Origin of the sequence: Flavobacterium aquaticum (genome assembly GCF_003259835.1) — a bacterium.
GTDB classification, from domain to species: Bacteria; Bacteroidota; Bacteroidia; order Flavobacteriales; family Flavobacteriaceae; genus Flavobacterium; species Flavobacterium aquaticum.
In genome coordinates, this window is sequence record NZ_QLMI01000004.1 from 337,578 (window position 1) to 358,015 (window position 20,438).

Annotated in this window: 22 protein-coding genes; 14 read left to right on the forward strand and 8 right to left on the reverse strand. The window is 33.3% G+C overall.

Features of this window, described 5'->3' with window-relative positions; all coding sequences use genetic code 11:
* Window positions 1-110: 110 nt before the first annotated feature.
* Together B0I03_RS08415 and hpt are read right to left on the reverse strand one after the other, a co-directional pair.
* Window positions 111-686 carry an adenylate kinase gene (locus B0I03_RS08415; RefSeq protein WP_111566986.1) on the reverse strand — a complete coding sequence of 192 codons (576 nt, stop codon included), beginning with the start codon at window positions 684-686 and terminating at the stop codon, window positions 111-113.
* A 58-nt stretch (window positions 687-744) separates the two neighbouring features.
* Window positions 745-1,275, reverse strand: a complete 531-nt coding sequence (hpt, locus tag B0I03_RS08420; RefSeq protein WP_111566987.1) for a hypoxanthine phosphoribosyltransferase — start codon at window positions 1,273-1,275, stop codon at window positions 745-747.
* A gap of 109 nt (window positions 1,276-1,384) precedes the next feature.
* On the opposite strand from hpt, the gene B0I03_RS08425 reads away from it, so the two are divergent.
* The 7 genes from B0I03_RS08425 to B0I03_RS08460 all read left to right on the forward strand — a co-directional run bounded on the left by B0I03_RS08425 (window position 1,385) and on the right by B0I03_RS08460 (window position 7,655).
* On the forward strand, window positions 1,385-1,921 hold the full coding sequence (locus tag B0I03_RS08425; protein ID WP_146603277.1) for a hypothetical protein: 537 nt from the start codon (window positions 1,385-1,387) through the stop codon (window positions 1,919-1,921).
* Between the two features lie 70 nt (window positions 1,922-1,991).
* Window positions 1,992-3,155 carry a 5-(carboxyamino)imidazole ribonucleotide synthase gene (locus tag B0I03_RS08430; protein WP_111566989.1) on the forward strand — a complete coding sequence of 388 codons (1,164 nt, stop codon included), beginning with the start codon at window positions 1,992-1,994 and terminating at the stop codon, window positions 3,153-3,155.
* A gap of 80 nt (window positions 3,156-3,235) precedes the next feature.
* Entirely contained in the window at window positions 3,236-3,718 is a 483-nt protein-coding gene (purE, locus tag B0I03_RS08435; protein WP_111566990.1) for a 5-(carboxyamino)imidazole ribonucleotide mutase, read from the forward strand.
* A gap of 165 nt (window positions 3,719-3,883) precedes the next feature.
* Window positions 3,884-5,908, forward strand: coding sequence for a M3 family metallopeptidase (locus tag B0I03_RS08440; protein WP_111566991.1), 2,025 nt, complete (start codon window positions 3,884-3,886; stop codon window positions 5,906-5,908).
* 111 nt (window positions 5,909-6,019) lie between these two features.
* Window positions 6,020-6,523 (forward strand): GbsR/MarR family transcriptional regulator, encoded by a 504-nt coding sequence (locus B0I03_RS08445; RefSeq protein WP_111566992.1) that lies wholly within the window; start codon window positions 6,020-6,022, stop codon window positions 6,521-6,523.
* A 389-nt stretch (window positions 6,524-6,912) separates the two neighbouring features.
* Window positions 6,913-7,257 (forward strand): hypothetical protein, encoded by a 345-nt coding sequence (locus B0I03_RS08455; protein WP_111566994.1) that lies wholly within the window; start codon window positions 6,913-6,915, stop codon window positions 7,255-7,257.
* An 11-nt stretch (window positions 7,258-7,268) separates the two neighbouring features.
* Entirely contained in the window at window positions 7,269-7,655 is a 387-nt protein-coding gene (locus tag B0I03_RS08460; RefSeq protein WP_111566995.1) for a hypothetical protein, read from the forward strand.
* A 2-nt stretch (window positions 7,656-7,657) separates the two neighbouring features.
* On the opposite strand, the gene B0I03_RS08465 is transcribed toward B0I03_RS08460, so the two are convergent.
* Window positions 7,658-8,497: a UbiA prenyltransferase family protein gene (locus B0I03_RS08465; protein WP_181452372.1), complete on the reverse strand. Its 840-nt coding sequence runs from the start codon at window positions 8,495-8,497 to the stop codon at window positions 7,658-7,660.
* Between the two features lie 150 nt (window positions 8,498-8,647).
* Here B0I03_RS08465 and gcvP point away from each other — a divergent pair, with 150 nt between their 5' ends.
* From gcvP to B0I03_RS08500, 7 genes are all read left to right on the forward strand, one after another.
* Window positions 8,648-11,491, forward strand: a complete 2,844-nt coding sequence (gene gcvP, locus B0I03_RS08470) for an aminomethyl-transferring glycine dehydrogenase (protein ID WP_111566997.1) — start codon at window positions 8,648-8,650, stop codon at window positions 11,489-11,491.
* A gap of 91 nt (window positions 11,492-11,582) precedes the next feature.
* Window positions 11,583-11,954, forward strand: a complete 372-nt coding sequence (locus tag B0I03_RS08475) for a group III truncated hemoglobin (protein WP_111566998.1) — start codon at window positions 11,583-11,585, stop codon at window positions 11,952-11,954.
* A 134-nt stretch (window positions 11,955-12,088) separates the two neighbouring features.
* Complete coding sequence (locus B0I03_RS08480; RefSeq protein WP_111566999.1) at window positions 12,089-13,147, forward strand: 3-oxoacyl-ACP synthase III family protein; 1,059 nt, start codon at window positions 12,089-12,091, stop codon at window positions 13,145-13,147.
* A gap of 93 nt (window positions 13,148-13,240) precedes the next feature.
* Window positions 13,241-13,774 (forward strand): class I SAM-dependent methyltransferase, encoded by a 534-nt coding sequence (locus B0I03_RS08485; RefSeq protein ID WP_111567000.1) that lies wholly within the window; start codon window positions 13,241-13,243, stop codon window positions 13,772-13,774.
* Window positions 13,775-13,789: 15 nt separating this feature from the next.
* Window positions 13,790-14,638, forward strand: coding sequence for a glycosyltransferase (locus tag B0I03_RS08490; protein WP_111567030.1), 849 nt, complete (start codon window positions 13,790-13,792; stop codon window positions 14,636-14,638).
* 57 nt (window positions 14,639-14,695) lie between these two features.
* On the forward strand, window positions 14,696-15,442 hold the full coding sequence (locus tag B0I03_RS08495; RefSeq protein WP_111567001.1) for an MlaE family ABC transporter permease: 747 nt from the start codon (window positions 14,696-14,698) through the stop codon (window positions 15,440-15,442).
* A complete protein-coding gene (locus B0I03_RS08500) occupies window positions 15,442-16,212 on the forward strand; it encodes an ABC transporter ATP-binding protein (RefSeq protein ID WP_111567002.1) in 771 nt (256 codons plus the stop codon). The genes B0I03_RS08495 and B0I03_RS08500 overlap by 1 nt, the downstream gene beginning before the upstream one ends.
* Window positions 16,213-16,214: 2 nt before the next feature.
* Here the strand turns inward: B0I03_RS08500 and B0I03_RS08505 are convergent, their stop codons facing one another.
* The 5 genes from B0I03_RS08505 to B0I03_RS08525 form a co-directional block, all read right to left on the reverse strand.
* Window positions 16,215-17,270 carry a mannose-1-phosphate guanylyltransferase gene (locus tag B0I03_RS08505; protein ID WP_111567003.1) on the reverse strand — a complete coding sequence of 352 codons (1,056 nt, stop codon included), beginning with the start codon at window positions 17,268-17,270 and terminating at the stop codon, window positions 16,215-16,217.
* A gap of 27 nt (window positions 17,271-17,297) precedes the next feature.
* Complete coding sequence (locus B0I03_RS08510) at window positions 17,298-17,900, reverse strand: SprT-like domain-containing protein (RefSeq protein WP_111567004.1); 603 nt, start codon at window positions 17,898-17,900, stop codon at window positions 17,298-17,300.
* A gap of 104 nt (window positions 17,901-18,004) precedes the next feature.
* Entirely contained in the window at window positions 18,005-18,736 is a 732-nt protein-coding gene (locus B0I03_RS08515; protein WP_245902977.1) for a BRO-N domain-containing protein, read from the reverse strand.
* A gap of 37 nt (window positions 18,737-18,773) precedes the next feature.
* Complete coding sequence (locus B0I03_RS08520) at window positions 18,774-19,457, reverse strand: SDR family NAD(P)-dependent oxidoreductase (protein ID WP_111567005.1); 684 nt, start codon at window positions 19,455-19,457, stop codon at window positions 18,774-18,776.
* On the reverse strand, window positions 19,447-20,412 hold the full coding sequence (locus B0I03_RS08525; RefSeq protein WP_111567006.1) for a M20/M25/M40 family metallo-hydrolase: 966 nt from the start codon (window positions 20,410-20,412) through the stop codon (window positions 19,447-19,449). The genes B0I03_RS08520 and B0I03_RS08525 overlap by 11 nt, the downstream gene beginning before the upstream one ends.
* Between the last annotated feature and the right edge of the window lie 26 nt (window positions 20,413-20,438).

Consider the following 20,438-nt stretch of genomic DNA (forward strand, 5'->3'; position numbering starts at 1 on the left):
ATTATAAAAAAAGAGCTAAAATCCCAAATTGCGGAAATAGCTCCTTTTCTGTGTGCAAATATCGAAAAAAAAATCGAAAGCCCGAAATTTATCTCTCAGGCCTTATTTTATTATTGAAATGTATCTAAAACTAAACTCAATCTTTCGGTAACTTCATCTATAGCTCCAATACCGTCAACTGCGTAAAATTTGTGTTGCGCTTTGTAATAATCCATTAATGGCGCGGTTTTTTCGTTGTATTCTTGGTAACGATTTCTGATTTTTTCTTCGTCTTGATCGTCTGGTCTACCTGAAGTTTTTCCTCTTTCTAACAAACGTTGCACTAAGATTTCATCATTAGCTTCCAAAGCAACTGTTGCAGTAATTTCTTGATTTTTACCTTCTAAAAACTTATCTAAAGCTTCTGCTTGTGCAATTGTTCTTGGAAAACCATCAAATAAAAACCCTGCTGCTTGTGGATTTTTGTCTACTTCGCTTTGCAACATTTTAATAGTTACTTCATCTGGAACCAAATCACCTTTATCCATAAAAGTTTTAGCTAATCTACCTAATTCCGTGTCATTTTTAATGTTGAATCTAAAAATATCACCAGTTGATAAATGTACTAAATTGTATTTGTGCTTTAAAAAATCGGCTTGAGTTCCTTTTCCTGCTCCTGGTTTACCAAATAATACGATATTGATCATTGTTTTTGTTGTGTTTAAAAATTTTGGTCTTTATTCTATTCTCTTTGTTCTGTCTTCTTTACTCAGATAATTGATATACGTCTTTCAAATTTCTCCCTAAACCATCGTAGTCTAAACCATATCCTACAATAAATTTATTTGGAATTCGAATGCCTACATAATCTAGTTTAATGTCTTTTGTATAGGCTTCTGGTTTTAAGAATAAAGTAGCAATTTTGAAATGTTTCACATTGTGTTGTTTCATAATCGCTTTTAATTCTTCAATCGTATTTCCTGTATCTACAATGTCTTCCACGATAATTACAGAACGACCTTCTAAACTTTGATTCAAACCAATCAGCTCTTTTACTTCATTTGTGGTTTGCGTTCCTTCATACGAAGCCATTTTTACAAACGAAACTTCGCAATTGTGACTGTATTTTTTTAATAAATCAGCCACAACCATGAAAGCGCCATTCAAAACGCCAATAAAAACAGGAACATCATCACAAAAATCGTCTTCAATTTGTTTGACCATGTTTTCTATGGCGAAGTTAATTTCCTCTCCCGAGATAAAAACTTCAAATTTCTTATCGTGTAGTTGTATCACTTTTTGTTAGATTTAGAAATAAACAACAAATTTAAGAAAGTCAAATGAATAGCTACAAAGTATTTCAACTTTTTTGCAAATTTGATATATTTACCGAATGAAAAGCCAAATGTATCAGAAAATCGAAGAAAGCACTTGTCATGTAGCCAGCCGAAAAATGGTGAGTAATTTTTCCATGAAAGATGAAAAAAATCTTAGCGAAATGATTGAGTTAGCTTTTGACATCCAACATGAATTACATGTAAAAGCATTTTGGAGTTTAGATTTAGTTTGTGAAAAGAAATTAAAACAATTTGTTCCTTATATAGAAGATTTCTGCGCTATTCTTCCAAAAATAAAAGATGATTCAGCATTGCGACCAGCTACTAAAATAGCATTCTTTTTAGCGAAAAGCAATCACAGAAAAAATGGCATTTCTCTCACCCAAGAACAAAAACACAATTTAATCGAAGCCTTAATTGACCGCTTGATTCAAGACGAAAAAGTAGCTGCAAAAGTGTATGCTATGAAAGCACTTTTTGTATTGGGAAAGAAATACGATTGGGTTCACGATGAATTAAAAACGATTATTTCTCAAGATTATTCGAATCATTCCGCGGCTTACCAAGCGGCAACTCGAAATCTTTTGAAAAAACTCAACAAGTAACAAATTGTTAATTATCAATTGTTAATTATCAATTGTCTGAGTATCTTTGCGCAAACAACAACTACAACAAATGAATTATTTTTCTTCTGATTTTAAATTAGGAATTTTAGGAGGAGGTCAATTAGGAAAAATGCTTTTGACCGAAACTCGAAAATTCGATATTCAAACTTTAGTTTTAGAACCAAGCGAAGAAGCTCCCGCACGATACAGTTGCAATGGATTTTACAAAGGCAGTTTAATGGATTTTGACACCGTTTACCAATTTGGTAAAATGGTCGATTTGTTAACCATCGAAATTGAAAATGTAAACCTAGATGCTTTAGACAAATTGGAAGAAGAAGGATTACCGATTTATCCTTCGCCAAAAACCTTGCGTTTGATTCAAAACAAAGGAAAACAAAAAGATTATTACGTTTCAAACGATATTCCAACTTCGCCACACCAACGTTTTGTTGACTTAAACGATTTGAGAAATGCTTTAGCAAAAGACGAATTAGAATTTCCATTTGTGTGGAAATGTGCGCAATTTGGTTACGATGGAAATGGCGTTAAAATTTGTCGCTCAGCATTAGATTTAGTAAAATTACCTGATGTGGAATGCATTGCAGAAGAAATGGTTCCGTTCAAAAATGAATTAGCCGTAATTGTAGCGCGTTCTGTTTCTGGAGAAGTAAAAACCTATCCAGTGGTAGAAATGGAATTTCATCCTGAAGCGAATCAAGTAGAATATGTAATTTGTCCTGCTCGTATTGATGAAAAAGTTGCTGAAAAGGCTACGGAAGTTGCATTAAAAGTTTCGGAAGCGTTTCATCATGTTGGATTATTAGCAGTTGAGATGTTCCAAACAGCAGATGATGAAATTTTGGTAAACGAAGTCGCTCCTCGCCCACACAATTCTGGACATTATTCGATTGAAGCAAGTTATACTTCGCAATTTGAAAACCATTTGCGTGCGATTTTAAACTTACCTTTAGGAAATACCGATAGCAAAGTTGCCGGAATTATGGTAAATTTGGTAGGTGAAGAAGGCTTTTCTGGACAAGTAGTTTACGAAAACATAGAAAAAATCATGGCAATTGATGGCGTAACGCCACACATTTACGGAAAAAGAGAAACAAGACCTTTCCGAAAAATGGGACACGTTACGATTGTAAATGAAGATATGACAGAAGCAAGAAAAATTGCGGAAGAAGTTAAAAATAGTATTAGAGTAATTAGTACAACAATTGAATAATTAAAAGATTGAAAGATTTTTATTAAAACGAATTTTCAATCTTTAAATCTTTTAATTTTTCAATCTTTAAATAAAGAAAAATGAGTAAAGTAGCCATCATCATGGGAAGCATTTCGGATATGCCGGTAATGCAAGAAGCCATCGATATATTAAAAGGATTTGATATCGAAACCGAAGTAGATATTGTTTCGGCACACAGAACACCTGAAAAATTATTTGATTTCAGTAAAAACGCACACGAAAGAGGCATTTCGGTAATTATTGCTGGTGCTGGTGGCGCGGCTCATTTACCTGGAATGGTTGCTTCTATGTCGCCACTTCCTGTAATTGGAGTTCCTGTAAAATCGAGCAATTCTATTGATGGATGGGATTCGGTTTTATCGATTTTGCAAATGCCTGGTGGAGTTCCTGTTGCAACAGTTGCATTAAATGGCGCAAAAAATGCTGGAATATTAGCAGCACAAATTATCGGAAGTTCTGATGAATGTGTTTTGGATAAAATCATCGCTTACAAAGAAGGATTAAAACAAGCAGTTTTAAAAGCTTCGGAAGGATTGAAATAAAACTAAAAATAGAAAACCCCGAATTAGCAATAATTCGGGGTTTCTACTCACAATTAAGTGACAACTATAAAAAAATTCTACTCTCTCTCTGTTTGGGGCAAAAAGGATGTTCATACATCATTTCGTCGACAAAATTATACACTTTATCGATAAAAACAAATTTTTATGGAACTTTTTTTAAAAAAATTTACAACAAAACACAATACAGCACCATTTAGTAAGATTAATCTTTCAGATTATAAAGAGGCTTTCGAAAAAACTATTGAACTTGGTCGTGCTGAAATCGATAACATCGTAAAAAACACAGAAGCACCTACTTTTTCGAATACAATTGAAGCTTTGGATTATTCTGGAGAACAATTAGATCGTTTATCGAATATTTTCTTCAATTTAAATTCAGCTGAAACTTGTGATGAAATGCAAAAAATCGCACAAGAAGTTTCTCCATTGATTACTGCATTTAGTAACGATATTGCTTTGAATGAAGATTTGTTCAAACGAGTTAAAGCCGTTTATGATCAAAAAGGCACTCTGAACTTAACTACTGAACAAGCGACTTTATTAGACAAAAAATTCAAAGGTTTTTCTAGAAATGGAGCTTTACTGAATGAAGAAGACAAATTAAAACTACGCGAAATTGATACCGAATTAGCCAAAATAAAACTAACTTTTGGAGAAAATGTTTTGGCTGAAACCAATAACTATCAATTACATATAACCAATGAAGCCGATTTAAAAGGTTTACCTGATGGCGCTAAAGAAATGGCAGCAAGTTTGGCCAAATCGAAAAACTTAGAAGGTTGGGTTTTTACTTTAGATTTTCCAAGTTATTTACCTTTCGTAACGTATGTCGAAAATCGTGAATTGCGAAAAGAAATCGCTATTGTTGCTGGAAAAAAATCGTTTCAGGATAATGAATTCGATAATAAAGAAAACGTAAAACGCATTGTTGAATTACGTCACAAGCGTGCTAATTTATTGGGTTATCAATCGCATTCGCATTTTGTTTTAGAAGAACGAATGGCGCAAAATCCAGAAAAAGTACAATCGTTTTTGAATGATTTATTGGAAAAAGCAAAACCAGCAGCTCAAAAAGAATTTGCTGAATTAACCGCTTTCGCAAAAGAATTAGACGGAATTGACCAATTAGAAAAATGGGATGGCGCTTATTATTCCGAAAAATTAAAACAAAAATTATTCAGTTTGGATGATGAATTGTTGAAACCCTATTTCCAATTGGAAAATGTATTGAATGGCGCTTTCACAATCGCTGAAAAGTTATTCGGAATCACCTTCAAAGAAGTTTTTGACATTGACAAATACCACGAAGACGTGCAAACCTTTGAAGTGTTAGATTTTGAAGGACAATTAGTGGCTGTTTTCTATTCGGATTTCTTTCCAAGAAAAGGAAAACGAAACGGCGCTTGGATGACATCTTTCAAACCACAATATATAAAGGACGGAATCAACGAACGACCACATGTTTCTATTGTTTGTAATTTCACGCCTCCAACCGAAACAAAACCATCATTATTGACTTTTAACGAAGTCACGACATTGTTTCACGAATTTGGGCACGCATTGCATGGCATGTTAGCGAATACAACTTATCCTAGTTTATCAGGAACTTCGGTATATTGGGATTTTGTGGAATTACCAAGTCAAGTAATGGAAAACTGGTGTTACGAGCCTGAAGCATTAGCTTTATTTGCGAAACATTACGAAACAGGTGAAATTATTCCGCATCAGTATGTAGAAAAAATCAAAGAGAGTGCGAGTTTCTTAGAAGGAATGGCAACATTACGTCAATTAAGTTTCGGAATTTTAGACATGGCGTATCATGGTAAATCGCAAACTATTGACGATGTAAAAGCTTTTGAAAAACAAGCAATGGAAGGCACGAGTTTATATCCAGATGTAGCAGAAAATTGTATGAGTACTTCTTTTTCACATATTTTTCAAGGCGGTTATTCTTCAGGATATTACAGCTACAAATGGGCGGAAGTTTTAGATGCAGATGCGTTTGCATATTTCCAAGAAAAAGGGATTTTCAACAAAGAAGTAGCAACAAAATTCAAAGACAACGTACTTTCTAAAGGTGGCACCGAATTACCAATGGAATTGTATAAAAAATTCAGAGGCCAAGAACCGAAAGTGGAGGCTTTGTTGAAAAGAGCTGGGTTAATTTAGATCATTGGAATTTTAGATATTTAGAAACCGAAACTAATCACTTCGGTTTCTTTTAAAAACAAACTTTCATTTTTTTTTGAAACTTTAAAAACTTTGTTGTACATTTGTCTCATGGAATTCAAAGAAGCAAAAAATAAATTCGTACAAACCTGGGGAGCATTAGGTTCTCAATGGGGCATTAACAAAACCATGGCACAGATTCATGCGTTGTTGATGATTTCGCACGAACCGGTTTCTATGGAAGACATTATGGAAGAATTACAAATTTCACGCGGTAATGCATCGATGAATTTAAGAGCTTTAATGGACTGGGGCATCGTTTACAAAGAATACAAAGCAGGCGAAAGACGTGAATTTTTCACAGCGGAAAAAGATTTAGACGAATTGGCCGTAAAAATTTCAAGAGAACGTAGCAAACGCGAAATCAAACCCGCTTTGAAAGTTTTAAAAGAAGTTTCCACAATGAAATCCGATGGTACAGAAGCTGAAAGACATTTTGTAGATCAAACCACAAAATTGTACGACTTCGTTTTAAAAGCCGATAATGTTTTGGATAAAATCACAGAATACAAAGACAATTGGTTGGCAAAATTGGTTATTAAAATCATGAAATAAAAAAATTTAATCCAAACTTTCAATTATTTCTGAAAGTTTAAAATAATAGCTAATGTGGAAAATTTAAAATTAACTAATTCAATTGCACTAATAATTCCAATATTTCTTGCAGTTTTGGGAATTGTGGAACCAATCAGTTTATATTTTGCAGCATATTCAACAATGTTAACAGGTTTACTACAAATAATTGTTGGAATCTTTTTCTGGAAAAACCATAAAGAAAATATTCACATAAAAATATATTTTCTACTAGTAACCACATTTTTTAGTTTGTGGTATTATAACGTAAACATAAACTATATCGATCAGCTAACTTGGATATTGCTTTTTACACCTTTGGTACTTTGTATCTATATTTCAGGAATCATTTACTCTCAAAAAGAAAAACCATGAACCTCAACATCATCGCCTATCTAATTTATTTCAGCATCACAGGCATTATCATTGTAAAAGTTGGTAAAATCTGCTATCAAAATGGAAATATTTTCGTTTCGGAATTGATTCCAAATCATGAAGACTTGTGTCATAAAATAAATCAATTGCTTTTGGTGGGCTATTATTTATTAAACATTGGGTATTGTGCGATGACGATAATTTCTTGGGAACAAATTGAAAGTATCACACAACTCATCGAAGTGATTACCTCAAAATCGGCTTTCATCATTATTGCGATTGCCGTGATGCATTACATCAACATTATTTTATTAAATAATTACATCAAAAAATTAATTTAAACTCTCGTATTATGGAAACTACAAAAATTTTAATCGGTTATGCAATTTATCTTCCAATTGCTTTATTTTTAACCTACTATGTTTCAAAAACGCTTTTCAAAAACAGTAAAATTTATATTTTGGATATTTTTAAAGGTCGAGAAGAAATTGCCAATGCCACTAACAAACTATTCGAAACCGGATTTTATTTACTGAATTTAGGTTTTGCGCTAATGATATTAGAAATGAATATGTATGATGATACTTACCAAGTTTTAATTGAAAAACTGAGTTATAAAATCGGCGGATTTTCAATTTATTTGGGATTGATGCTGTTCTTAAACTTATATTTCTTCTTTAGAGGAAAACGAAAAACAAGTCAAGCACAAGTAGAACAACAAATTGTGATTAATGGGTAAATTCACAATCCTGACAGGTTTTTGAAACCTGTCAGGATTAACACCAACCACCACAAAATCGGAACACTTTCTAACCAAAAGGATGCGTAATATCGGGAACGATTTTCATTGGCAAAAAAGAGAAAAATTGCAATCGTTCCGCAAACCAAAAGTTTGAAAAAGAATGGTAAAAAATGTTGATTATTGGTATAGAAAAACTCTAAAAGCAGTAATAAAAACAATAATAGATAACCAAGTTTTTTCGTCAACTTCACTCCTATTTTCTGTGGAACAGTTTGTAAATGAATATCGTCGTGTTTCACATCTACTATATCAAACACTAAAACAATAGAGAATACTAATAAAAACCGTTGAAAAGCCATCAAAAGCACATCTCTAGAAAATGGAATTTCAGCTTCTACCAAAGGTAAAATCACCGTTACGCCTACCCAAGTAATTCCAACGATATAGATTTTTACGCCTTTCCAATTTCGGGCATTTTGTTTGTTTGGAAAAAAGGGTAATGTGTATAAAAGTGTTAGTCCAAAAAAGATGAAAACATTTAGTTTTGTTGCCCAACTCAATTGCAAGAAAAAATAAAAACAAGCCAACAACGAAATAAAACTCAAAAAAACGATAGCCTTGAGTTCATTTTTGATTTCGGTTTTGTTTAACCTTGCGATGGCATCGTACTTCACAAAATTATAACCAACTACCGTTCCAAAAAAAGCAAAAAAAGCTACCGAGAAATCGCCTTCAACACCAAAGAAATATTGCGTCATCGACACTAAAGCAAAAGCTGATAATGCCACATGCAAACTACTATTGATATAAAAATCGAGAATTTTCTTAAAAACCACCATTCAACAAAATTAATTAATCTGTTAATAAGACTTGAAATTAGTTGATAAAATCACAAAATTTCACATTTTAAAAACAAAAAATTACAAGATTAATAATTACTTTTGTTGTCCAAAACAACACATAATAACATACATACACATTTTTAATAAATGAGAACAGATGCATTCGCTTTGAGACATTTAGGGCCACGTGAAAGTGACTTAAATCACATGTTTAAAACGGTTGGTGTAGAATCTTTAGACCAATTAATTTTCGAAACAATTCCAGATGATATTCGTTTAAAAAACGACTTAAATTTAGACGCTCCTATGACAGAGTATGAGTATTTAACTCACATTCAAGAATTAGGAAAGAAAAATAAAGTATTCAAATCATACATTGGTTTAGGATATCACCCAGCAATCGTTCCGGCGGTTATTCAAAGAAATATTTTTGAAAACCCAGGATGGTACACAGCTTACACTCCTTATCAAGCCGAAATTGCGCAAGGTCGTTTAGAAGCGATTTTGAATTTCCAAACTACCGTTATCGAGTTAACCGGAATGGAAATCGCAAATGCATCGTTACTTGATGAAGGAACAGCTGCTGCAGAAGCAATGGCATTGTTATTCGATGTAAGAACACGCGATCAAAAGAAAAATAATGTATCTAAATTCTTCGTTTCAGAAGAAATTTTACCACAAACATTATCTGTTTTACAAACACGTTCTACCCCATTAAATATTGAATTAGTAGTTGGAAATCACGAAACATTTGATTTCTCAACTGATTTCTTTGGTGCGATTTTACAATATCCAGGAAAATATGGTCAAGTTTATGACTATGCTGGATTTATCGCAAAAGCTGCAGAAAACGAAATCAAAGTAGCAGTTGCTGCTGATATATTATCGTTAGCAAAATTAACTTCTCCTGGTGAAATGGGAGCTGCAGTTGTTGTAGGAACTACGCAACGTTTTGGTATTCCAATGGGTTATGGTGGACCACACGCTGGTTATTTCGCAACGAAAGAAGAATACAAACGTTCGATGCCAGGAAGAATCATCGGTGTTTCTATCGATGCAAACGGAAACCGTGCGTTACGTATGGCATTAGGAACTCGTGAGCAACATATCAAACGTGAAAAAGCGACTTCAAACATCTGTACTGCACAAGTTTTATTAGCGGTTATGGCTGGAATGTATGCGGTGTATCACGGACCAAAAGGTTTACAATATATTGCTGATAAAGTTCATGCTTCTGCTGTTACTACTGCTGACGCTTTAAATAAATTAGGAGTTTACCAAACAAACTCTGCTTTCTTCGATACGATTTTAGTAAAAGCCGATGCTGCTAAAGTAAAAGCGATTGCTGAGAAACACGAAGTAAACTTCTTCTATCCAGATGCTGAAACGATCTCGATTTCTTTTAACGAAACAACTTCTGTAAATGATATCAATCAAATTATTGCAATTTTTGCTGAAGCTACTGGAAAAGATGCATTTACAGTAAATCAATTAGCAAATGAAGTAATGGTTCCTGAAAATTTAGTAAGAAAATCAACTTTCTTACAATATGATGTTTTCAATAACCATCATTCAGAATCGCAATTGATGCGTTATATCAAAAAATTAGAGCGTAAAGATTTATCGTTGAATCACTCGATGATTTCGTTAGGTTCTTGTACGATGAAATTAAATGCTGCTGCTGAAATGTTGCCTTTATCTATGGCTAACTGGAATAGCATTCACCCTTTTGCTCCAGTTGAACAAGCAGAAGGTTACCAAATCATGTTAAAAAAACTAGAGCAACAATTGAATGTCGTAACAGGTTTCCAAGGAACAACGTTACAACCAAATTCAGGAGCTCAAGGTGAATATGCAGGTTTGATGGCTATTCGTGCTTATCATTTATCAAGAGGCGATAACCACAGAAATGTGTGTTTAATTCCTGCTTCTGCTCACGGAACTAATCCAGCTTCTGCTGCTATGGCAGGAATGGAAATCATCGTAACTAAAACCATGGATAATGGAAATATCGATGTGGAAGATTTAAGAGCAAAAGCTATCCAACACAAAGATAATTTATCATGTTTAATGGTTACTTATCCGTCAACTCACGGAGTTTTTGAAAGTGCTATTATCGAAATCACAAATATCATCCACGAAAATGGAGGATTAGTATATATGGATGGTGCAAATATGAATGCACAAGTTGGATTAACGAATCCTGCTACTATTGGTGCTGATGTTTGTCACTTAAACTTACACAAAACATTCGCTATTCCACACGGTGGTGGTGGACCTGGTGTTGGGCCAATTTGTGTGAACGAAAAATTAGTTCCATTCTTACCAACGAATCCAGTTATTCCAACAGGAGGAAGTCAAGCAATTACAGCGATTTCTTCTGCGCCCTATGGTTCGGCTTTAGTTTGTTTGATTTCTTATGGCTATATTACAATGTTAGGTGCTGAAGGCTTAACAAACGCTACTAAATATGCTATCTTAAATGCAAATTATATGAAAGCGCGTTTAGAAGCACATTATCCAGTTTTATATTCTGGAGAAATGGGAAGAGCGGCTCACGAAATGATTTTAGATTGTAGAGCTTTCGAAGAAAAAGGAATCAAAGTAACGGATATTGCAAAACGTTTAATGGATTACGGTTTCCATGCACCAACCGTTTCTTTCCCAGTAGCTGGAACGTTAATGATTGAACCAACTGAATCAGAAGATTTAGCAGAATTAGATCGTTTTTGTGATGCCATGATTTCTATTCGTAAAGAAATTGAAGCTTCATCAAAAGATGATGCCAATAATATTTTAAGAAATGCACCTCATACATTAGCAATGGTTACAGCTAACGAATGGGTTTTCCCTTACACAAGAGAACAAGCGGCGTTTGCATTAGATTATATTGCTGAGAATAAATTCTGGCCAACGGTTCGTCGTGTTGATGAAGCGTATGGAGATAGAAATTTAGTTTGTTCTTGTGCACCAATTGAGGCTTACATGTAATTCAAAGTACGAGGTGCGAAATTAAAAGTACAAAGTAATAAATCAAAAAGGCTCAAATTAAAAACTTGAGCCTTTTTTAATAAATTATAAGATGAATGATATTGAAACGCGTGAAGATATTCTATTAATCATGCGAAAATTTTACGATAAACTTTTAGCTGATGAATCGATTAATTTTTTCTTTACAAAAGTAACTACGGTTGACCAACATTTGGAAGCACATTTTGAAATATTAGCTACTTTTTGGGAACAATCTTTATTCTTAAAAGGAGGTTATTACAACAATATGTTTTCTATTCATAAAGACGTTCATGATAAGCATGCTTTCAAAAAAGAACATTTCGATACTTGGTTAACCCATTTTAATTCTACAATTGATGAGCATTTCGCAGGAAAATATGCTGAACAAATGAAAACACAAGCACTGAGTATGGCAACGATTATGCAGATTAAATTCAATTAAATGCCATTAAAAAGTTGATTTTCATATTTTTTTAAGTTTAAAATGATGATTTAATAATTGCACCAAATAAAACATCCATTTTGGCTTTATGTTAAGAAATAATTAATAATTTCGTTATACTAACAATACGTATTATGAATATTAAAATAACAGGTTCAGGAAGTTATATTCCAACTAAAAAAGTTACGAATTCTGATTTTGCTCAACACGATTTTTTGAACGAAGACGGCACTGCTTTTAATATGACAAATGATATTATTGCAGAAAAATTTGTTGAAATTACAGGAATCATAGAAAGACGCTATGCAGCTGATGACATGGTAAACTCTGATATGGCTGTAATTGCATCAAAAAAAGCTATTGAAAAATCAGGCATTGATCCTGAAACATTAGATTACATTATTTTTGCTCACAATTACGGAGATATTCAAATAAACACCATTCAATCGGACACTGTTCCTAGTTTAGCCACTCGTGTTAAATATGGATTACAAATTAAAAACCCAAAATGCGTTGCTTACGACGTGCTTTTTGGTTGTCCTGGTTGGATAGAAGCCGTTATTCAAGCACAAGCATTTATTAAAGCTGGAATGGCTAAAAAATGTTTAGTGATTGGCTCTGAAACGTTGTCACGCGTTGTAGACAGACACGACCGAGATAGCATGATTTATTCAGATGGTGCAGGCGCAACAATCATTGAAGCTACTGATGATGAAGGCGGAATTTTAGCTCACGAATCGGCTACTTTTTCTTTTGATGAATCTAAGTTTTTATATTTTGGAAACTCTTTTAGTAAAGAAGAAGACCCAAATATTCGCTATATCAAAATGTATGGTAGAAAAATTTATGAATTTGCCTTATCTAATGTCCCAAAAGCAATGGCATCTTGCTTAGAAAAAAGCGGAATTGCTATAACGGATGTAAAGAAAATCCTAATTCATCAAGCAAATGAAAAAATGGATGAAGCCATCATTAATCGTTTTTACAAATTGTACAAAATGGAAACTCCAGAAGGAATTATGCCAATGAGTATTCATAAATTAGGAAATTCAAGCGTTGCAACGGTTCCAACCTTATATGATTTAATTGTAAACGGAGAATTAGAAGGACAAAATTTAAACAAAGGCGATGTTATTATTTTTGCTTCTGTTGGTGCCGGAATGAATATTAATGCAATTGTTTACAAGATGTAATCTTTTTTGTTTCAGGTTTAAAGTTTCAGGTTAAATTGCTAATTTTACAAACTGTTTCCAACTTGAAACCTGAAACTTGAAACAAACTTTATAATGTACGAAAAAACATATCCGAGTAAAAGATTCAACATCACTTTAGATTTTCTAAAAAAACACATCAAAACTTCTGAAACCATTTTTGACTTAGGTGTTCCAAATCCTTTTTCAAAAATTATGGCAGATAATGGTTATACTGTTATCAACACAAAAGGTGAAGACATTGACAACAATCAATCGGCGCTTCAAACTGAAAACTACGATGTGTTTACAGGTTTTGAAATTTTCGAACATTTACTAAATCCTTACACAGTTTTACAAAACGTAAAAGCGGATAAAATTTTAATTTCGATTCCATTACGTTTATGGTTTTCACCAGCTTATAGAAGTAAAACCGATATGTGGGACAGACATTATCACGAATTTGAAGATTGGCAATTGGATTGGCTACTTGAAAAAGCAGGCTTTAAAATTGTAGACCGAGTGAAATTTACACATCCAGTTAAGAAATTAGGTTTTAGACCATTGTTGAGATGGTTTACTCCGAGATATTATTTGGTTTACGCCGAAAGAGTGAAAAGTGACAAGTAAAAAGTGATAAGTCAAATGAAATATTACGTTATCATTCCAGCTTACAACGAAGAAGCTTTTATGAGCTTAACTTTGCAATCGTTAGTAGAACAAACTGTTTTACCAACAAAAATTGTAATAGTGAATGATAATTCAACTGATAAAACTCCGGAAATTGTTTCTGAATTTGCTTCCAAACACCCATTTATCACTTTAGTGAATAAAAAATCGGATGCTATTCATTTACCTGGAAGTAAAGTGATTCAAGCCTTTCATGAAGGAGAAAAACACATCGACGACAATTACGATATCATTGTAAAAGTAGATGCTGATTTGATTTTTCCAAAAAACTACTTTGAAATCATCATCAAACATTTCCAATCGGATGAACGAATTGGAATGGCTGGAGGATTTTGTTACATCGATAAAAATGGAAATTGGGTTTTAGAAAATCTTACAGATAAAGACCATATTCGTGGAGCCTTAAAAGCCTATCGAAAAGAAACCTTCAAACAAATCGGTGGATTAAAACCGCAAATGGGTTGGGATACCGTTGACGAATTACTTTGTAAATTCTACCATTGGAAAGTTGTAACCGATGAAAGTTTACACGTAAAACATCTAAAACCTACGGGTGCGAGCTACAACCAAGCGGCAAGATTCAAACAAGGAGAAGCTTTCTATACGTTAGGCTACGGATTTTTAATCACATCCGTTGCTTCTTTAAAATTAGCCATGCGAAAAGGAAAACCTTCATTATTCTTAGATTATATCAAAGGTTTTTGGAAAGCCAAAAGAGAAAACAAAACCATGCTGGTTACACCTGAACAAGCTAAATTTGTTAGAAAATATCGTTGGAAGAAGATGAAAGAGAAATTGTTTTAATCTTTTCCATAAAAATATAGTATTTTTACTGCTTACTAGAAACTGAACACTATCAAAATGATGCTCATTCGCTACTTATCGCAAATAGGAAAATACTTCATCATGTTGAAAGAAATTTTCAACAAGCCCACTAAATGGTCTGCCATGAAGCAATTAATCTTTAAAGAAATTGATGATTTAATTATCGATTCACTTGGAATTGTTTCTTTTATATCATTTTTCGTAGGTGGTGTTGTAGCTATTCAAACAGCATTAAACTTAACCAATCCGTTAATCCCAAAATATTTGATTGGATTTGCAACACGTCAATCGGTTGTTTTAGAATTTGCACCTACCTTTATTTCCATCATTATGGCTGGAAAAATGGGTTCATTCATCACATCAAGTATTGGAACCATGCGTGTTACCGAACAAATTGATGCTTTGGAAGTTATGGGTGTTAATTCTTTAAACTATTTGGTTTTTCCAAAAATAATTGCTTTACTTTTATATCCGTTCGTAATTGGATTAAGTATGTTTTTAGGAGTTTTTGGAGGTTGGATGGCAGCCGTTTATGGCGGATTTACTACAAGTTTCGAATTCACAACTGGACTTCAAACTGAATTTATTCCGTTTCATATTGCTTATGCCTTCATTAAAACTATTGTTTTTGCCTTCATTTTAGCTACAATTCCTTCGTTTCATGGCTATTACATGAAAGGTGGCGCTTTAGAAGTAGGAAAAGCGAGTACCGTTTCATTCGTTTGGACATCGGTAGTAATCATTTTAATGAACTTTATATTAACACAACTTCTTTTAAGCTAATGATTGAAGTAAAAAATATCGTAAAAAAGTTTGGTGAACAAACCGTTTTAAAAGGAGTTTCTACTCGTTTTGAAGCTGGAATGACCAATCTTATTATTGGACAAAGTGGCTCTGGAAAGACCGTTTTCTTAAAATCGTTATTAGGAATTCATACACCTGATAGCGGCACTATTTCTTTTGATGGTAGAATTTATTCCGAACTTTCTAATGATGAGAGACGTGAATTGAGAACCGAAATTGGAATGGTTTTTCAAGGAAGTGCCCTTTTTGATAGCATGACGGTTGAAGAAAACATTGGATTTCCACTAAAAATGTTTACCAATAAATCGGTTAAGGAGATTAAAGAACGCGTAGATTTTGTTATTGATAGAGTTCACTTAGTTAATGCGCATCAAAAGCGACCATCTGAAATTTCGGGTGGAATGCAAAAACGTGTGGCGATTGCGAGAGCGATTGTAAATAATCCGAAATATCTTTTTTGTGATGAACCAAACTCGGGCTTAGACCCAAAAACTGCGATTGTAATTGATAATTTGATTCAGGAAATTACACAAGAATACAACATTACCACAGTAATCAACACACACGATATGAACTCGGTAATGGAAATTGGTGAAAAAATCGTGTTCTTAAAAAATGGTTTATTAGAATGGGAAGGTTCTAACAAAGAAATATTCAAAACCGATAACGAAGCCGTTACCGATTTTGTATATTCTTCTGAGTTATTCAAACGTGTTCGAAAAATGTATTTAGAAGATGATGTAAAATAGTGTTACTTTAATTTTGATACTATTTGCTTAATATCTTGCTCTTTATTTTTTGGATAAATCAACAAAACATCATCTTTATCTACGATAATATAATCGGTTAAACCATCAATAACAACGAGTTTTTTTCCTTCAGTTCTGATTATGTTATTAGTAGCATTTTCCAAATAAACAGAAGCATTAACTACGGCATTTTCTTGTTCGTCTTTTGGTAATTTATCGTATAATGAACCCCAAGTTCCTAGATCGTTCCAATCGAAAGTTGCTGGTAACACATAGACATTTTGTGCTTTTTCTAGAATAGCATAATCCACCGAAATATTTTGAGCTAACGGATAATTATCTTTGATAAATGACGCTTCTTTTTCAGTATTTAAAGCTTCATAACCGTTCATGAAATGATCATACATCACTGGTTGAAACTCTTCATAGGCTTTTAAAACCGATTTCGCACTCCAAACAAAAATTCCAGCATTCCAAAGATAATTTCTGCTTTGAATAAACTTTCTTGCTGTAGCATAATCTGGTTTTTCTCTGAATTGTTTTACTTTCTTGATTGGACGAGAATCTAATTTATCAAATTCAATATAACCGTAACCAGTGTTGGCGAATGTTGGTAAAATTCCTAAAGTCATTAAGTTTTCATCGCGTTCACAAAAATCAAAAGCATGTTGCAAATTAGAACAAAACTGCATTTCATCTTCAATCCAATGATCAGACGGAGCAACAACCATTATAGCATCTGGATTTTGCTTTTTAATCTTCAATGAAGCATACAAAATACAAGGTGCGGTATTTCGCATTACAGGTTCTAGAATAATTTGCTCTTGCTTTACCATTGGCAATTGCTCTAAAACAATGCTATTATAATCCTCATGAGTAAGGATTAAAATATTTTCCTTTGGTATGATTTGAGACAAACGAGTAAACGTTTTTTGAATTAGTGTTTCACCAGTTCCTAACATGTCGTGAAATTGCTTAGGAAACTCGGCTGTACTCACAGGCCAAAAACGAGAACCAACTCCCCCAGCCATCAATATTGCGTAATAATTTTTGTTCATTTTTTGAAAGATTTTTTTGCTGCTTTTCTAATTGGGCAACAATTCCACTTCAGCATTGGGTTGAAACAGATATAATCGTCCAGAACTTATTTCTAAACATTCATATCGCTTAACTCTTAATGCTATTTTCTTAAAAATTTTCCCATTGTGAATTCTAAAATGACTTCCCATTGGAATTTCAAAGATATAATTTTTATCGGTTTCTTTTTGGTCAAATTGCTTTAAAGCGATGGCTAATTTTGCATCAGTATCGCTACTCGCTTTTGGATTTCTAAAATGTTTAGCAAGTAATGGCAACAATTGATTTGGAAATATTTCTGGACGAATAAATGGCACCATCATTCTTTGAAAAGTGAGCTTCCATTCATCGCCATGCGGTTTTATGTTACGACCATATTTTTCGAAAGCTACCAAATGCGCAATTTCGTGAATTAATGTAATTAAAAATCGGTATTTATTCAAACTAGCATTCACAGTAATCAAATGATAGCCTTGTGCGTCTTTTCGATAATCTCCATGACGAGTTTGACGTTCATTAACGATTTTTAGATGCACATGATTCGCTTTGATTAACTCAAAACAATGATGAACTGCGTGTTCGGGTAAGTATTTTTGTAAAACTTCGCTCAATTATTTATCAATCTTTTTATTAGCATCACGCAAAGATTTTGCATTTAGCGAACTAACTACTTTTTTTCCTGTTTTAGCTTCTAACTCTTTGAGTGCTACTTTTGCTACATTTCCTCCTTGTTTTGCAACTTTTTGCTTTCTTCAAACGATTCAGGGCTTACAGCTTGTGAAATATCTTTGGTTGAAGCTTCGGCTAACATATTTAAAATCAATTCGGTATTAGTCATATTATCCCGAAGATTTTCTTTTTTCAACCCTTTTAAAATTTTATACTCTTTCGTTGTTTTTCCTGACCAAGACTTTGAAATAATATCGGTTAAAGTGGCAAACTGTTGTCCTTCTTTTAATCCTCTATTTTTCCATTCGTCTGTTAATTCTTTACGAATTTCGATGCTTTTTAATCGCTGGTTAATCCAGCTTTCGGAATATCCTAATTGTAAATATTGTTCTAAAGCTCTATCAATAGTTAGTTCTGGATCTTGTATTTCATCTAATCTTTCAGATGCAATTTGGGCTAACCATAATTTAAAAGGTTCCGCTTTTGGTGACGGAATGGATTGAATTAATCGAAAAAGTTGCTCTGTATCTGCCACATCGGTTAGTCGCATTTTACCATCAGGAGCTTGCATTTTCAACTGTCCGATTTTATCGGACACTTCACTTCCTTCTTTAATCAACTTCGATTTTAAATCACTCCAATACTTTCTTGGACGATCACTATTGGTTAAAACTTCTATTACATCGACAATAGAAACATACCACTTTTCTTGCTCTGCATCCCAAGCAGTTCTAACTTTTCTGTCTTCAAATAATTGAATGGCGTTTACTTTTGTCATGGTCTTATAATTTAAATGAAATACAATTTACGAAAAATTACGGAGTTGAAGATGAAACTTGCAATACTTTTCCGTTATAATATTTGTTTCCGGTTAAGGAGAAATTGAAGATATAATCTGCCATTTCTTTTGCTGAAAGTGGCGCTTCGTAACCTGGAAAAGCTTCTTGTAACATTTCGGTATTAACCGCTCCAAGTGCTAAAACATTGAAGGCGATTCCTTGTTCTTTATATTCTTCTGCTAATAATTCGGATAAGGTAATTACCGCACCTTTGCTTGAGGAATAAGCGGCTAATCCAGCGAATTTCATACTACCTTGAATACCTCCCATCGAACTTATAGTCACAACATGACTTCCTTTTTCCATGTATGGAATACAGATTTTTGTTAATTCGGCAACAGCAAAAACATTGACTTTGTATATGCTTTGAAATTCCTCTGAAGTAATTTGCGTGAATTGTTTATGCAACAAACTTCCTGCATTATGAATTAAAACATCTACTTTTTTCCATGTTCGATTGATAAAATTTTCCACTTGAAGTAATTCTTCGGGATTTGAAATATCAATTGACAAACACGTAATGTTTTGATTTTCGATTAACTCTTTTGGAGTTTTTCGAGAAATAGCTAACACTTGGTGTCCAGCGTTTGCAAATTGCAAGGCTAATTCGTAACCTATTCCACGAGAAGTTCCCGTTATGATGATGTTTTTACTTTTCATTTAATTTGATTTCTTTTTTTGGGGCATTTATCATTTTTTCTAAAACTGGAATTGTTTTGGAAATCACAGTCGTCATGTGTTTTGTATCCATTAATTCAAACTCATCATCTGGTTGGTGATAGAATTGAAAATTTTCAAAATCAAAAGTCGAAACCGTTTGTGCTGGAACATTAAATTCAGTAAAAAACGGATAATTATCAGATGCTCTGAACAACATGTATTTGGTTTCAATTGGTAAATAACCCACTAACTTTTCTCCTGCATATTCGTTAATTGTAGTCGCCATGTTGGATTTTCCGAAACCTGTTAGATAGAAATCCATTCCTTTGTCTTTCATTGGCACTCCAATCATTTCAAAATTGAACATGAAATACAAATCCATTTTTTGTTCTTTCAATTTTGCTGCCAAATGTTTTGAACCTAAAAGTCCTTTTTCCTCTGCAGAAAAGAATACAAAAAGTACACTTCGCTTGTTATTTTTGAATTTAGCGAAATATTTAGCTACTTCAGTAACCGCTGTGGTTCCAGTTGCGTTGTCGTTTGCACCATTTACAATCACATCAGCATTCACCCCATTTTGTAACATTCCGATATGATCATAATGCGCTCCGATTACCACAAATTCATTTTTTAATTTTTTATCCGTTCCTTCAATATAACCTACAATATTGAAAGCAGGTTTGTCAAAATTTGATAACGTATCACGATAAGTTTTAAAGTATGGTTTGATTCCGTTTTCTTTTAATAGATTTTCTAAATAAACCGCAGCCTTTTCGATTCCTTCACTTCCCGAATCTCTTCCTTCTAGTTCATCAGAAGTCAAATAAGACAAAGTCTTAATAACGTTTTCTTCTGAAACTTGGTAATTGACATTAGAAATATTTTTCGAAGTAACATTGGTTTGTGCATGCAATGACAATCCAACGAAAGAAATTAGGAATACGATTTTTTTCATAGTTTTCAGTTTTAAGTAAAAATAAA